The sequence below is a fragment of the Mesorhizobium sp. ORS 3428 genome, assembly GCF_001854785.1.
Taxonomy (GTDB): domain Bacteria; phylum Pseudomonadota; class Alphaproteobacteria; order Rhizobiales; family Rhizobiaceae; genus Mesorhizobium.
The window spans coordinates 1-14295 of sequence record NZ_MDFL01000003.1 but is presented as its reverse complement, the minus strand read 5'-3'; the positions used below and the strand labels follow the sequence as shown (position 1 = coordinate 14295).

The 14295-nt window shown below is 64.1% G+C and carries 13 protein-coding genes; 6 read left to right on the top strand and 7 right to left on the bottom strand.

Translation table 11 applies throughout. The features are described from left to right. Window positions 1–2: 2 nt before the first annotated feature. From ORS3428_RS02505 to ORS3428_RS02485, 5 genes are all read right to left on the bottom strand, one after another. Window positions 3–209, bottom strand: coding sequence for a hypothetical protein (locus tag ORS3428_RS02505; protein WP_071094240.1), 207 nt, complete (start codon window positions 207–209; stop codon window positions 3–5). Beyond that, the gene (locus tag ORS3428_RS02500; protein ID WP_071094239.1) at window positions 206–1156 is read right to left on the bottom strand and encodes a carbohydrate ABC transporter permease; all 951 of its coding nucleotides are present in this window, start codon (window positions 1154–1156) and stop codon (window positions 206–208) included. The genes ORS3428_RS02505 and ORS3428_RS02500 overlap by 4 nt, the downstream gene beginning before the upstream one ends. Then, window positions 1153–2100, bottom strand: a complete 948-nt coding sequence (locus ORS3428_RS02495) for a carbohydrate ABC transporter permease (RefSeq protein ID WP_071094540.1) — start codon at window positions 2098–2100, stop codon at window positions 1153–1155. Before ORS3428_RS02495 ends, ORS3428_RS02500 begins: the two co-directional genes overlap by 4 nt. 108 nt (window positions 2101–2208) lie before the next feature. Next, window positions 2209–3537: an ABC transporter substrate-binding protein gene (locus ORS3428_RS02490; protein WP_071094238.1), complete on the bottom strand. Its 1329-nt coding sequence runs from the start codon at window positions 3535–3537 to the stop codon at window positions 2209–2211. A 227-nt stretch (window positions 3538–3764) separates the two neighbouring features. Continuing rightward, window positions 3765–4454 carry a PIG-L deacetylase family protein gene (locus ORS3428_RS02485; protein ID WP_071094237.1) on the bottom strand — a complete coding sequence of 230 codons (690 nt, stop codon included), beginning with the start codon at window positions 4452–4454 and terminating at the stop codon, window positions 3765–3767. 22 nt (window positions 4455–4476) lie between these two features. On the opposite strand from ORS3428_RS02485, the gene ORS3428_RS02480 reads away from it, so the two are divergent. The 5 genes from ORS3428_RS02480 to nhaA all read left to right on the top strand — a co-directional run bounded on the left by ORS3428_RS02480 (window position 4477) and on the right by nhaA (window position 11639). After that, window positions 4477–5367: a DMT family transporter gene (locus ORS3428_RS02480; RefSeq protein WP_071094236.1), complete on the top strand. Its 891-nt coding sequence runs from the start codon at window positions 4477–4479 to the stop codon at window positions 5365–5367. A gap of 49 nt (window positions 5368–5416) precedes the next feature. After that, window positions 5417–7993 carry an ATP-dependent helicase HrpB gene (hrpB, locus tag ORS3428_RS02475; RefSeq protein ID WP_071094235.1) on the top strand — a complete coding sequence of 859 codons (2577 nt, stop codon included), beginning with the start codon at window positions 5417–5419 and terminating at the stop codon, window positions 7991–7993. A gap of 52 nt (window positions 7994–8045) precedes the next feature. Beyond that, complete coding sequence (locus ORS3428_RS02470; RefSeq protein WP_071094234.1) at window positions 8046–9371, top strand: ActS/PrrB/RegB family redox-sensitive histidine kinase; 1326 nt, start codon at window positions 8046–8048, stop codon at window positions 9369–9371. 209 nt (window positions 9372–9580) lie between these two features. Next, window positions 9581–10144, top strand: coding sequence for an ActR/PrrA/RegA family redox response regulator transcription factor (locus ORS3428_RS02465; protein ID WP_071094233.1), 564 nt, complete (start codon window positions 9581–9583; stop codon window positions 10142–10144). Window positions 10145–10442: 298 nt separating this feature from the next. Further along, the gene (gene nhaA / locus ORS3428_RS02460; RefSeq protein WP_071094232.1) at window positions 10443–11639 is read left to right on the top strand and encodes a Na+/H+ antiporter NhaA; all 1197 of its coding nucleotides are present in this window, start codon (window positions 10443–10445) and stop codon (window positions 11637–11639) included. Window positions 11640–11748: 109 nt separating this feature from the next. Here the strand turns inward: nhaA and ORS3428_RS02455 are convergent, their stop codons facing one another. Then, window positions 11749–12249: an MmcB family DNA repair protein gene (locus tag ORS3428_RS02455; RefSeq protein ID WP_071094538.1), complete on the bottom strand. Its 501-nt coding sequence runs from the start codon at window positions 12247–12249 to the stop codon at window positions 11749–11751. 111 nt (window positions 12250–12360) lie between these two features. Between ORS3428_RS02455 and ORS3428_RS02450 the strand changes: the two genes are divergently transcribed. Next, the gene (locus ORS3428_RS02450; RefSeq protein ID WP_071094231.1) at window positions 12361–13314 is read left to right on the top strand and encodes an IS1595 family transposase; all 954 of its coding nucleotides are present in this window, start codon (window positions 12361–12363) and stop codon (window positions 13312–13314) included. 241 nt (window positions 13315–13555) lie between these two features. On the opposite strand, the gene ORS3428_RS33175 is transcribed toward ORS3428_RS02450, so the two are convergent. Beyond that, a partial coding sequence (locus tag ORS3428_RS33175; protein WP_071094230.1) for a DUF3800 domain-containing protein occupies window positions 13556–14295 on the bottom strand: 740 nt, incomplete at its 5' end.

Sequence of the window (14295 nt, the reverse complement as noted above, 5' to 3'; positions counted from 1 at the left end):
GGCTAACCCGGGAATTTCGAGACGATGATGAACATGACCGTGCCGGCGAGCATGGTGACGAAGGAATAGCTGTAGAGCGACAGCGCGAAGGGCTGAAACAGCATCAGGAAGCCGCTGGCGATGATCGCGGTGGCGATGTTTTCCATCAGGCCGCGCCTCGCCCAGCGGGGCCAGCGCGATTTGCGTTTTGYAGTCTGGATCGTTCTCATTTGCGCACCGCGCCGAAGGTGATGCCGCGCAGCAATTGCTTGCGGAGCAGGATGGTGAAGACCAGGATCGGCACCAGGAAGATCGTCGTACCCGCCGCCACCGCCGGCCAGTCCTGGCCGCCCTCGCCGATGATGGTCGGGATGAAGGGCGGCGCGGTCTGYGCCGTGCCCGAGGTCAAGAGTGCGGCGAAGGCATATTCGTTCCAGGCGAAGATCAGGCAGAAGATGGCGGTCGCGGCAATGCCGGTGGTCGCCTGCGGCAGCACGGTGCGCCAGAAAGCCTGCAGCCGCGTATAGCCGTCGATCATCGCCGCTTCCTCGTATTCGCGCGGGATCTCGTCGATGAAACCCTTGAGCAGCCACACTGCCAGCGAGACATTGACCGCGGTATAGAGCAGAATCATGCCGAGCGCGGTGTCGGAAAGGCCGAGCTCGCGGTACATCAGGTAGATGGGAATTGCGACCGCGATCGGCGGCATGAAGCGCGTCGACAGAATGAAGAACAGAAGATCGTCCGCGAGCGGCACTTTGAAGCRCGAGAAGCCATAGGCCGATAGCGTGCCGAGGAACACCGCGCAGAAGGTCGAGCCGAAGGCGATGATGAGCGAATTGACGAAGCGCGGCAGGAAGTTCGAGGGCCCGGCGATGACCATGTTGCGCTTGCGCACCGTCGCGTCGCAGAGCCCCGTCGCCGGGCCCAGCGAGTTGATGTATTCCGGCGTCTGGCGGGTGCGGGTGGTGAACAGGTTGCAATAGCCTTCAAGGCTTGGCTGGAAGACGATCTTCGGCGGATAGGCGATCGAATCCGGCGGCGTTTTGAAGCTGGTCGCGAAGATCCACAGYAGCGGCACGATCGAGATCAGCGCGTAGCCGACGACGATCGCGCCGGCGATCCGCTTCRAGTTTGCCGAGGGCGCGACGACGGAATGGGCGGTGGTCAGGCTCATCTCTGCTTCACCTTGTTGAGCGCCTTGACGTAGATGTTGGCGAGACCGAACACCGCGACGAACAGGATAATGGCGAAGGCCGAGGAATAGCCGGTACGCCAGCTCTCGAAGGCCTGCCGCTTCAGCGTGATCGACGCGACTTCCGTCGTCGAGCCAGGCCCGCCGCCGGTGAGCAGGTTCACCATGTCGAACATCTTGAAGTTCTCGATGCCGCGGAACAGCACCGCCAGCATGATGAAGGGCAGCGCCATCGGCAGCGTGATCGACCAGAACTGCCGCCAGTTGGAGGCGCGGTCGACCTCGGCCGCCTCGTAGATGTATTCGGGGATCGAGCGCAGGYCGGCGAGGCAGATCAGCATCACGTAAGGCGTCCACATCCATGTGTCGACGATGATGATCGCCCATGGCGCCAGCTGCACGCTGCCCAGCATCTCGAAGGACGAAGGCGAGACGCCGCCGAAAAAGGCGACGATGTAGTTGAACAGGCCGGTCTGCGGTTGATAGAGGAAGCGCCAGAAATTGCCGACGACCGCGGGCGAAAGCATCATCGGGACCAATATGATGGTGGTCCAGAAGGCGTGGCCGCGGAATTTTCTGTCGATCAGCCAGGCCAGTGTGAAGCCGATCACCGTCTGAAGCAGGATGGTCCAGAAGACGAAATGTGCCGTGGTCTGCATGGCGATCCAGATGTCCTGGTCGCYGAGGATGCGCCGGTAGTTGGCGAGCCCGAGATTCTTCACCGCCTCGTTGGGCCGGTTGGCACGGTAGTTGGTGAAGGACAGGTAGATCGCCCAGAACAACGGAAAGATGTTGATGGCGAGCAGCAGCAGGATCGTCGGCGAGATGAACAGCCAGGCGAGGCCTTTGTCGCTGACGCCTCGGATCTTCTTGGCCAACGGCTCCGGTGTCGCCCGGGCAACGTTGTCCGCAGTCCGATCGAGCATGGTGAGTCCTGCTTCGGTCACTGGTTAGTCTCGACGTTGGAATTTATCTGAACCACGTCCCGTGCCAAGGCGGCACGGGACGCTCCGGGTCATGGCTCGGGAGGAGCCTTACATCTTGCCGTCGTCCTGGAAGACCTGGGTCCAGTCCTTGACCAGACTGTCGAGAGCTTCCTGCGCGGTACCCTTGTCGGCCACCACATAGTCGTGGACGCGCTTCTGCATTGCCTGCAGCAGGGTGGCGTAGCTCGGCTCGGCCCAGAAGTCCTTCACGATCTGCATCGATTGGAGGAAGTCAGGAGCGAAAGGAGYGCTCTTCGGGAAGGACGGCGCCTCGACGACCGCTTTCAGCGCCGAGTAGCCGCCGATCTCCCACCACTTCTGCTGGACGGCGGGCTGCGCGAACCACTTGATGTATTTCAGCGCCGCGTCCTGGTGGTCCGAATACGAAACCACTGAAATGCCTTGGCCGCCCAACTGGGTGAAATGAGCCTGCGGCCCCGCAGGATTGGGGAAGAACCCGATCTTGTCGCCGCCGACATTGGGGTCCTTGTAGAGGCCCGGGAAGAAAGCGAACCAGTTCATTTGCATGGCCACCTGGCCTGACTTGAAGGCGTCAAGTCCTTCCGACATGTAGGCGTCGGTCATGCCCGGCGCGGTGCAGCACTTGTAGAGGTCCTTGTAGAATTCGAGACCTTTCGCCGCTTCCGCCGAATTCACGAATCCCTGCATCGCGTATGGCTTCTTCGGGTCTTCATATTGGAAGCCATAGTCGTAAAGGACGTTCGTCACGCCCATGGTGATGCCTTCGGAGCCCCGCTCGGTGAAGATGTAAGCGCCGTAGACCTTCTTGCCGTCGACATTGCGGCCCTGGAAGAACTGGGCGATCTGCTTCAACTCGTCATAGGTCTTCGGCGGGGCGAGATCGCGGCCGTACTTCTCCTTGAATTCCTTCTGCAGTTCGGGCTTGGAGAACCAGTCCTTGCGATAGGTCCAGCCCACCGCGTCGGCCATGGCCGGCAGCGCCCAGTAGTTCGGCGTGTTCTTCGGCCATTCGGAATAGCCGACGACAGTCGCCGGCACGAAGTCGTCCATGCTGATGTGCTCCTTGTCGAAGAAGTCGTTCAGCTTGACGTAGTGCCCGTTCTCGGCGGCGCCGCCGATCCACTGGCTGTCGCCGATGATCAGGTCGCAGAGCTTGCCGTGCGAGTTGAGCTCGTTGAGGAAGCGGTCGGCGTAGTTGGTCCACGGCACGAACTCGAATTTCATGCCGATGCCGGTTTCCTTGGTGAAATCCTTGGACAGTTCCACCAGTGCGTTGGCCGGGTCCCAGGCCGCCCAGCAAAGCGTCAGGTCTTCCGCATGCGCGACGTTCGAGACGGCTGTCGATGCGAGCGTCGCCGAGGCCAGTCCCAACGCCAGTTTCCAGGTCGATTTCATGCCTTACCTCCCATTTGCGAAACGCGTCCGGATGACGGTTTCAAAAGCCCTAACCCTCRCTCCTCCAAGGGCCTGAACATGACGCGCGATGCGCTGCCGATGTTTAGTAATTTGTTTAGTAATGCTCGTTTTACTAAACAACGCAAGCGAATTCGTTGCTGCGGCGCAGCATGACGAAGCGGGTGCTTGAAATCGTTGGGAAATAACCGCCGGTCGATCCGGCCGCTCTAGCTGACGGTCGTCGTGCTCACCGTCACCGGCCGGACCGGCGGCGCCGGCGGAAGCAGTTCGCGGATGTCGGCGAAAGGAAAGACGGGTTCGAACCGGAAGGCTTCGGCCAGCGCGCCGGGCGCRCCGTTGCATTGGCCGGCGCGGAACTCGTTCTGCGTGYGCGCGCCGTCGACGAAGCGCTCCGGATCCTGCGAGCGGTGCGCGCGGATCGCTTCGGCCTTGATGCCCCAATGAGCGGAAATGTCGACATAGTTCGTCGGCGAGAAGCCGGTGCCGCCGAGCGTGTCGGCGTGCAGCACCGGTGCAGCAAAGGACGCCGCGATGCGAACGCCGTCCGACAGCGCGCGATGGTCGCCGTGATAATCGTTCGGCGCATGGGTGATCGCCAGATCGGGCTTCACCTCGCCAATCAGCGCCTTCAGCGCAGCAATGAGCGCGGCGTCCGCGACCAGCGCGCCGTCCGGGAAATCGAGGAAGCGCGGCACGACCCCGAGCAGGCTGGCCGCCGCGATCGCCTCCTCGCGTCGCGCCCTGGCAAGTGCTAGGGGATCGCCCCTGCCACCCTTGGCGCCGTCCGTGGCTATCRCAAAAGTGAGCTCTGCGCCTAGCGCGGCATAGGCGGCCATCGTACCGAACATGAATATCTCGATGTCGTCGGGATGAGCCCCCAGCGCCAGTATCTTCACTGTTTTCTCCCGGAAATGAAACGTGCCGAACGGAATTCTGCTCGCCCTGATCGCCTACGCAAGCTACTCGTGCAGCGACGCCGTCATCAAGAGCCTGGGCGGGCAGTTCACGGTCTTCGAGATCGGCTTCTTCATAACCTTGTTTGCCGGCTGCTTCCTGTTCTTCACCCGCCCGGCCGGTGAGCGTTGGYGCGACTTCTGGCGCACCGGACGGCCATGGGCCGTGCAGGCCCGCGCCTGGGCAGGCATCGCGTCCGGCGTGCTCAGCGTCTATGCCTTCACCACCATTCCGCTGGCGGAAGTCTACGCCCTGATCTTCCTGGCGCCGCTGTTCGTCACCATCCTCTCCACCCTCATCCTGAAGGAGAAAGTCGGCCCCTGGCGATGGCTGGCCGTGGTGGCCGGCTTCGCCGGTGTCATGCTGGTTGTAAGACCAGGCTTCCGCGAGCTGCATCTCGRCCACCTCGCGGCCTTCGCGATCGCCTTCCTCGCCGCTGCCAGCGTGATCTTGATGCGCTCGCTGGCGCAGCAGGAAAAGCGCACCACGATGCTCGGCGTGCTAGTCGGCTATGGCCTGCTCTTCAACGGCCTTGGCGCGGCGGCAACGTCGTTCACCGTGCCGGACGGCAGGCAGCTGATCTGGCTGGTGATGGCCGGCGCCTTCACTGCCTGCGGCCAGCTGCTACAGCTTCTGGCGGCCAAATACGCGCCGGCCAACCGGATCGCGCCGACGCATTATTCGCAGATTGTCTGGGCGGTGGTTCTCGGCTCGCTGTTCTTCGAGGAACATCCCGACGCGTTGACGCTGGTCGGCCTCGCTGTGCTTGGCGCCTCAGGCCTGCTCACCATGGTGCGCGAGGAAGTGCGGCTTGGCACTGTGCGCTGGAACCCGTTCACGCGCACCCGCCTGTGATTCGTCGGGGCGGTTGCGCGCTGTGCATGGCCGCTGATATGCGGGCGCCATGAAGACAGGATCGCTGCCGGAACTCCCGGTATCCGCCGTGCTGCTGGCTCTCGGGCAGACGCTCGCCGAGCGCAGCAGCGCCGTGCTGGTGGCGCCGCCCGGCGCCGGCAAGACGACGCTGGTGCCGCTGGCGCTGCTCGGCGCGCCGTGGCTTGGCGACGGCAAGATCGTGCTCCTGGAACCGCGCCGGCTGGCCGCCCGCGCCGCTGCGCGCCGCATGGCCGAGCTTCTCGGCGAGGAGCCGGGCGGCACCGTCGGCTATGCCATGCGCATGGAAAACCGCACCTCGGCGCGGACGAAAATCCTCGTCGTCACCGAGGGCGTGCTGTCGCGCATGATCCTCGACGATCCGGAACTGCCGGGCGTTTCGGCGGTGATCTTCGACGAGTTCCACGAGCGCTCGCTTGACGGCGATTTTGGCCTCGCGCTGGCGCTCGACGTGCAAGGCGCGCTCCGGCCGGACCTGCGGCTGCTCGTCATGTCGGCGACGCTCGACGGCGCGCGCGTTGCACAGCTCCTGGCCGGGGCGCCGGTGATCGAAAGCGAGGGCCGCGCTTTCCCGGTCGAGATCCGCTATGACGAGCGGCCGGCGGGCATGGCGGTCGAGGACGCCATGGCCAAGGCGGTCCGCGCCGCGCTGGGCACGGAGCAGGGCAGTGTGCTCGCCTTCCTGCCCGGGCAGCGCGAGATCGAGCGCACCGCCGAGCGGCTTCAAGGCAATGTCGGCGGCGATACCGACATCGTTCCGCTCTACGGTCAGCTCGACAACAGGGCGCAGGATGCGGCGATCAGGCCGGCCCCGCCCGGCCGCCGCAAAGTGGTGCTGGCGACCTCGATTGCCGAGACCTCGATCACCATCGACGGTGTGCGCGTCGTCATCGATTCCGGCCTGTCGCGCCTGCCGCGCTACGAGCCGGCAAGCGGCCTGACCAGGCTGGAGACGGTGCGCGTCAGCAAGGCCTCGGCCGATCAGCGCGCCGGCCGCGCCGGGCGCACTCAAGCTGGCGTCGCCATCCGGCTGTGGCGCGCCGAGCAGACGGCAGCACTTCCCGCCTTCACGCCGCCGGAAATCCTGGAGGCCGATCTGTCCGGCCTGCTGCTCGACTGCGCCGCCTTCGGCGTCGCCGACCCGTCGAGCCTTTCTTTCCTCGACCCGCCACCGGCGCCTGCGCTCAACGAGGCGCGCGCGTTGCTCAGAGCGCTGCACGCCATCGACGACGCCGGCCGGCTGACGGAAGCGGGTGCTGCGATGCGCAAGCTGGCGCTGCCGGTGCGGCTCGCGCATATGGTGGCGGAAGCGGCGAGAGCCGGACAGGCGCCCGAAGCGGCGACCCTTGCCGTGCTTTTGACGGAGCGCGGCCTTGGCGGCGACAGCGCCGATCTCGAACGACGGCTGATGCGCTTTCTCAGTGAGAAATCGCCGCGCGCCAATGCCGCCCGGCAGCTCGCCGAGCGCCTGGCCGGGCAGGCCACCTCACCCTCCCCCTTTCGGGGAGGGTCGATCCGCGAAGCGGAGCGGGGTGGGGGTAGGCCGGGCGCGCCACCCTCACCCAATCTCTCTCGCATTGCGACGCAAGGCTCGCTCGCCGACCCTCCCCACAAGGGGGAGGGCAGCGCCGGCTCCCTTCTCATCCATGCCTGGCCGGATCGAGTCGCGAGAGCCCGCGGCGAGCGCGGGCGCTTCGTGCTTGCCAACGGCTCCGGCGCGATGGTCGACGCCGCCGATCCGCTGGCCGGCGAGGCCTGGCTGGTCGTCGCCGACATCCAGGGCAAGGCGCAGAATGYCCGTATCACGGCCGCAGCCCCTGTCGACGAGGCYGACATCCGCGCGGCCCTTGCCGATCGCATCGAGACAAAGCGCGAATTGAGCTTCGACCGCGAGCGGCGCGCCGTGCGCGTGCGCGAGACCGCGCGGCTTGGTGCCATCACGCTTTCCGAACGCATGCTGCCGGCCCCTTCCGGCGCCRATGCGGATCGGGCCATCCTGGACGCCTTGCGCGAGCACGGCCTGTCGCTGCTCRACTGGGGCAAGGAGGCCGAAACGCTGCGCCAGCGGCTCGGCTGGCTCAATCGCGGTCTCGGCGCACCCTGGCCCGACGTTTCGGATCAGTCGCTTTTCGACCGCCTCGAAGACTGGCTGCTGCCCTTCCTCGAAGGCAGCGCCTCTTTCGCGGCGATCAAGCCGGCAACGCTCATGGCGGCCCTGATGTCGCTGGTCCCGCACGACCTGCAGCGCAAGGTGGATTCATTGGCGCCGACCCATTTCGATGCGCCTTCGGGCAGCCATGTGCCGATCCGTTATGACGGCGAATGGCCAGTGCTTTCGATCCGCGTGCAGGAGCTGTTCGGCCTCGACCGCCATCCTTCGATCGCGGGCGGCACGGTGCCGCTCACGCTCGAACTGTTGTCGCCGGCGCATCGCCCGATCCAGACCACGCGCGATCTTCCCGGCTTCTGGCGCGGCTCGTGGGCCGATGTGCGCACCGATATGCGCGGCCGCTATCCCAAGCACGTCTGGCCGGAAAATCCGCTGCTGGCGGCCGCCACCAGCCGCGCCAAGCCGCGCGGGACGTAGGAGAGGTCACGTTGGTCTATCGTTTCCGCGCCAGCGGCTGTAATCCTTGGCCATGATCAACATTGTGCGCCCGCCCGATACCCAGCAGAGCCAGCGGCTGCGGCTCAACACGCTGATCCGCCTGCGCTGGCTCGCCATTGTCGGCCAGAGCCTGACCGTGCTTGTCGTCGCCTACGGGCTGGAATTCCCGCTGCCCGTCCCGACATGCTTCGCGCTGATCGCCTGCTCGGCCTGGATGAACCTCTGGCTCACCTTCCGCTATCCGGCGGCACATCGGCTCGCCCCRCTCGCCGCCTTCGCCATCCTGACCTTCGACAGCCTGCAGCTCGCCGGCCTGCTCTACATGACGGGTGGGCTGACCAACCCGTTCTCGGTGCTGCTCTCGGTGCCGGTTGTCATCTCCGCCGCATCGCTGCCGCTGCGCCTCACAGCGGTGCTGGGCACGCTCGTCATCGTGGCGGCAACGCTGCTGGTGTTCTTCCATCTGCCGCTGCCCTGGTACCAGGGTTCGCCGCTGCCGATGCCGTTCATCTATGTCGCCGGCATGTGGATGGCGGTGTTCGCCTCGATCGCCTTCACCGCGATCTATGCCTTCCGCGTCGCGGCGGAGGCGCGTCTGCTTGCCAATGCGCTCGCCGCCACCGAGCTGGTGCTGCAGCGCGAGCAGCATCTCTCCGCGCTCGACGGGCTCGCGGCCGCCGCCGCGCATGAGCTCGGCACGCCTTTGGCCACCATCACCGTCGTTGCCAAGGAAATGGAAAAGGCGCTCGGCGGGGATCCGAAATTCGCCGAGGACGTGAAACTGCTGCGCTCGCAGAGCGAGCGTTGCCGCGAGATCCTGAAGCGGCTCACCAGCCTGTCCACGGAAGGCGAGCAGCACCTTTCGCGGTTGCCGYTGACCTCGCTGGTCGAGGAGGTGACGGCGCCGCATCGCGATTTCGGCATCTCGATCCGGCTGCGTCCCGGCGAGCGCATCGGCCCGGAGCCGATCGGGCAGCGCAGCCCCGGCGTCATTTATGGGCTCGGCAATCTGGTCGAGAACGCCGTCGACTTTGCCAGGAGCAGCGTCACCGTCAGCTGGACATGGGACGAGGACGAAGTCGCCTTCGCCATCACCGACGACGGCCCGGGTTTTCCGCCCGAGATCATCGATCGCATCGGCGAGCCCTATATGTCGACGCGCCAGGGCACCGAGGCCGGCGGCGGCCTTGGCCTCGGGCTCTTCATCGCCAAGACCTTGCTGGAGCGCTCCGGCGCGACGCTCGACTTCCGCAATTCGAGCGGGCTCGGCGAGGGCGCGGTGGTGCAGATCACCTGGCCGCGCAGCGTCTTCCTCAATCCCGAGCAGCTGTCCGGGACCATATTCGACAATGCCTGAGCCTATGCATTTGGCGCATGGCAGCTTTGTTGCCGGCTCTAAAAATTGGACATTGCTGTTGCAGAATTGTATCTGCGTAAAATTAACGCATGTCATCCTGAACCGCGCAGCGGTTTGGGAAACCGCATGCATGGAAACAAGGACTTAAAGCGCGCCTTCCGAAATCCGTTCGACCGACGCGCTCTAAGGCAGCAGGAACTCTGAAGGCGATGAGCGCAGAAGAACCCACCGGCGCAATGGTAGAAGGCGAGGACACCTCGCTGCTGATCGTCGACGACGACAAGCCGTTCCTCACCCGACTTGCCCGCGCCATGGAAACCAGGGGATTCGCGGTCGAGACGGCGGAGAGCGTAGAAGAGGCCGTCGCCAAGGCGCGCGCCCACCCGCCGGCCTATGCGGTGGTCGACATGCGGCTGGGCGACGGCAACGGCCTCGACGTGGTCGCCGCCATCCGCGAGAAGCGCAGCGATGCCCGCGCCGTCATCCTGACCGGCTACGGCAACATCGCCACCGCAGTGACGGCGGTGAAGCTCGGCGCCGTCGATTACCTGTCGAAGCCGGCCGACGCCGACGACGTCTTCGCCGCGCTCACCCGCACCGCGGGCGAACGCGCCGTGCCGCCAGAAAATCCGATGTCGGCCGACCGCGTGCGCTGGGAGCACATCCAGCGCGTCTACGAAATGTGCGACCGCAACGTTTCCGAGACCGCGCGCCGGCTCAACATGCACCGCCGCACCTTGCAGCGCATCCTCGCCAAGCGCGCGCCGCGCTGAGGATCGCCAGGCGCTCAGACGATGGCGCTGCCCCTCATCCGCCTGCCGGCACCTTCTCCCCGTATAGTGACGGGGAGAAGGGCGCTAACGCTGACAGTAGGCGAAACGGGCGATGAGAGCGCCCCTCTCCCCGTTGAATGGGGAGAGGGTGCTGGCAGGCAGGTGAGGGGYGGCGCCGGCGCCCGGCAAGGTAAGATGAAAGGGCCGAGCCAATTGCGGAGATTAGGYTGCCCATGCTTGCCCGCCCGTTGAAGTTTGAGCATCATCGCGCCGGCGGACAGGCGGYACGAGAGGCGGCATGCAGGATTTGGACCAACGGCCGAAATCGATCCTTCGCGAATTTCTCGACAGCGAGGCGGCCGGCGGCATCATCCTGATGGCGGCTGCCGCGCTTGCTCTGATCGTCGCCAATTCACCGCTCGCCGAAACCTATTTCGCCGTCCTCCACGCCTATCTCGGACCGCTCAGCGTCTCGCACTGGATCAACGACGGGCTGATGGCGGTGTTCTTCCTGCTGGTCGGGCTGGAGATCAAGCGCGAGATGYTGGACGGCCAGCTCTCGACCTGGCCGCGCCGCGTGCTGCCGGGCATCGCGGCCGCCGGCGGCATGCTGGTTCCGGCGCTGGTCTATGTCGCCGTCAACCGGAACAACCAGGCCGCCCTGGCAGGCTGGGCGATCTCGACCGCCACCGACATCGCCTTCGCGCTGGGTGTCCTGTCGCTGCTCGGCAGCCGCGTGCCGGCTTCGCTGAAGGTGTTCCTCACCGCTTTGGCCATCATCGACGATCTCGGCGCCGTCATCATCATCGCGCTGTTCTATACAAGCGGCCTGTCGCTCGCCTATCTGGCGGCGGCCTTCGCGGCCATTGCCGTGCTTGTCGCGCTCAACCGCATGCGGGTGATGAACCTCTTACCCTATCTCGTGCTCGGCGCGCTGCTTTGGGTGCTGGTGCTGAAATCCGGCGTGCATGCCACGCTTGCCGGTGTGGCTCTGGCGCTCACCATTCCGCTCGAGCGCGCGCCCGGCATCAGCCACGATCAGGAGCATTCGCCGCTGCACCGGCTGGAACACGGCCTGCACAGRCTGGTGCCGTTCATCGTCATCCCGATCTTCGGCTTCGCCAATGCCGGCGTGTCCCTCGGCGGCCTGAGCTTCGCCGCTTTGATCGAGCCGCTGACATTGGGYGTTGCGGCGGGCCTTGTGCTTGGCAAGCTGGTCGGCGTCTTCGCCTCCTCGGCCATCGCCATCCGGCTCGGCCTCGCCGACCTGCCGGCCCATGCCGGTTGGCTGCATATGATCGGCATTTCGCTGCTGTGCGGCATCGGCTTCACCATGAGCCTGTTCATCGGCCTGCTCGCTTTCGCCAATGACGCGGCGCTTCAGGACGCGGTGAAGGTCGGCATCCTCGCCGGCTCGCTGGTTGCCGCACTCCTCGGCGCTGCCGTGCTRCTCGCCGCGCCGGCGGCGGCTGGGGCGGAGGAGGACGTGGAGTAGGGCGGCCCTCGACGCTCATTTCCTTGCCCCCGCGAAAGCGGGGGAGAGGTGGCCCGGCGAAGCCGGGACGGAGCGGGGGACGACCTCAGCGACGCGAGGAACTGGGGCGTTATTCGCTCTCGCCGTCCAGCGCCGGCACCGCCACGCCGGCGAGTTCCGCCGCAAGCAGCCTCGCCGCGCCCGCGCGCGCGATCCTCAGCATCAGCGCCTTGCGCGTCGCCGCCGCCATGCGGTGCTCCGGCGCATCGCGCAGGATCTCCGCGCCGTAGCCGTCGGAGAGGATGAAGCCGCATTCCTCCGGAAAAATCTCCTGCGGCACGCCGGGATGGGTGGCGAAGAAGAAGCGATCGGAATGCAGCCGGTAGTCCGGCCATTTGCGGTCGACCCGAAAATCCTCGATCGAGGATTTGATCTCGATGATCCAGATGTCGCCCTGCCGGGTCAGCGCGACGAGATCGGCGCGACGGCCGGTTGCCAAGGACAGCTCCGGYAGCACATGCGCGCCCATTTCGGTGAGCAAGCGCTGCACGCCGCGCCGCACCAGCATGGCGCGCTCCGACTRGCGGCCGTCGATCAGAGGGTTGAGGGGAATCGGGGAAACGATAGGCATGGCAGCCACCATGCCAGATTTTGTTCACGGTTTGAACCCGCCTAGCGACGGCGATTATATATTTGACAAACCCAACGAATGATRCGATAACGAATCCAAGGAGTTATCGCCATGTCCATCCTGTCCCGCCCCTACTTCCACGACGAAGCCGCCGCATTTGAGCATGTCGAGGGCATGTTGTGGCCGCAGGGTCCGGTCTGCCCGAAGTGCRGTTCGATGGACAAGCACTACAAGCTGGCCGGCGTCCGCTCGAAGCCCTCGAAGAAGAACCCGCACGGTGTCGAGCGCCACGGCCTCTACAAGTGCGGTGCCTGCCGTTCGCAGTTCACCGTCCRCATGGGCACGATCTTCGAGGAAACCCACCTCCCGCTCCACAAGTGGTTGCAGGCCATCCACCTTATGTGCTCGTCCAAGAAGGGTATCAGCGCCCACCAGATGCACCGCGTTCTGGAATGCACCTATAAGACAGCCTGGTTCCTGTGCCATCGCATCCGCGAAGCCATGCGCTCGGATGACTTCACCCCCATGGKCGGCGTCGGCAAATTCGTAGAGGTGGACGAAACCTACATTGGTCGTCTCGCCGGTACGCCTGTGAAGAAGGGCGGCAGCGCTCACAAGAACACGGTCGTTACGCTGGTCGAACGCGGCGGCAAAGCCCGTTCCTTCCATGTCGATACGGCCCGCATGGGCAATGTCATGCCTATCGTCCGTGCCAACATCGCCAAGGAAAGTGCGCTCATGACCGACGAGAGCGGCATCTATCGCCGCGCTAGCCAGGATTTCGCCTCGCATGAGTTCGTCACGCATTCCAAGGACGAGTACGTTCGCGGCAACATCCGCACCAACACGATTGAAGGCTATTTTTCGATCTTCAAGCGCGGCATGAAGGGCGTCTATCAGCATTGCGCCGAACACCATTTGCACCGCTACCTGGCGGAATTTGACTTCCGCTACAGCCATCGTACTGCCATGGGCATTGATGACGCGGTGCGGGCGCTGGTGGCCCTGAAGGGCGCCAAGGGCAAGCGRCTCACCTATCAGGGGCCTCGTTACCGCGAAGCATAATCACTACCGGAAGCCGGTCCAGCTCGACCTACCACTTTGGAAAGGCGAGGCGCGCTGGCGAAACAAACGGCGAAAGTTTCGGTAACGGAACGAAAACTTGTGGGCGGCGCGCCGATATTAGGGACTTTTTTTACTATGTCAAGCCTAATGGTCTTGAATCGGGCCGAAAACGCTATATCTTGAGTCGTGAGCCCTGCTTTGGTCGAAGCTTCTAGTTCCACTAGGAGTATTTACGTAGGCCTTAGCGGGGCTTTACCGCTTCCTCGTCAATGTCGAACTCCTTAGGCACAAATCGCCAATGGCGATAAGGCTGCTCCCATCGGTCGATATAACCATTCGGCGTACCAGTGTTCGCGCCGATATTGAAGTTCGGGTAGATCCCACGAATTAGCCGGTTAATTTCCTTGTAGACGACCTCCTTTGCCAACGTGCGTTTGCCGCGACGCTTGGCACCGTCTGGTTTCGCTTTATGGAGATCGTTGAGGCGGAAAAACATGGAACCCAGGATGATATCCAAGCCTTGCAGGATATCGTGCTCATGGGAATTGACATGCGCTATCTGGTCCTTCGGGAAAAACACGCCGCAACCCGAAAAGGCGCTGGTCTGCGATATGCTGCATATGTAATTGCGGAAGCGCTCAATCTTCTCTTTGTTGTCCGGCATGTCGTCCAACAGGGTGGCGATAAAAACCCTGTCGATTCCATTCGGGTTGCAATGCCTCAGTCCGAACGCGTGCTTTAGCATCTGATAATAGAGTAGATAGTACTCGTTTTCGCGGTGCTCGTCGGTCAGATTCTTTGGCTTATGATAGTTCTGGGTAAACATGATTCGAATTTTGATTCGACCGCTCGCCACAAAATCGAAAAACAATCGGATAAACTCAACGTATTTCTCTTGATATTCCTTGGTAACCTTGGTCCATTTCATCTCGCCAAAGATATTTAGCTCTTCCTTTTTCTCACGGAGAACCTTTTCGATGG

Coding starts and splice junctions, on each gene's coding strand:
- ORS3428_RS02465 (WP_071094233.1), top strand. CDS start 9,581: ATGAGCGCAGAAGAACCCACCGGCGCAATGGTAGAAGGCGAGGACACC.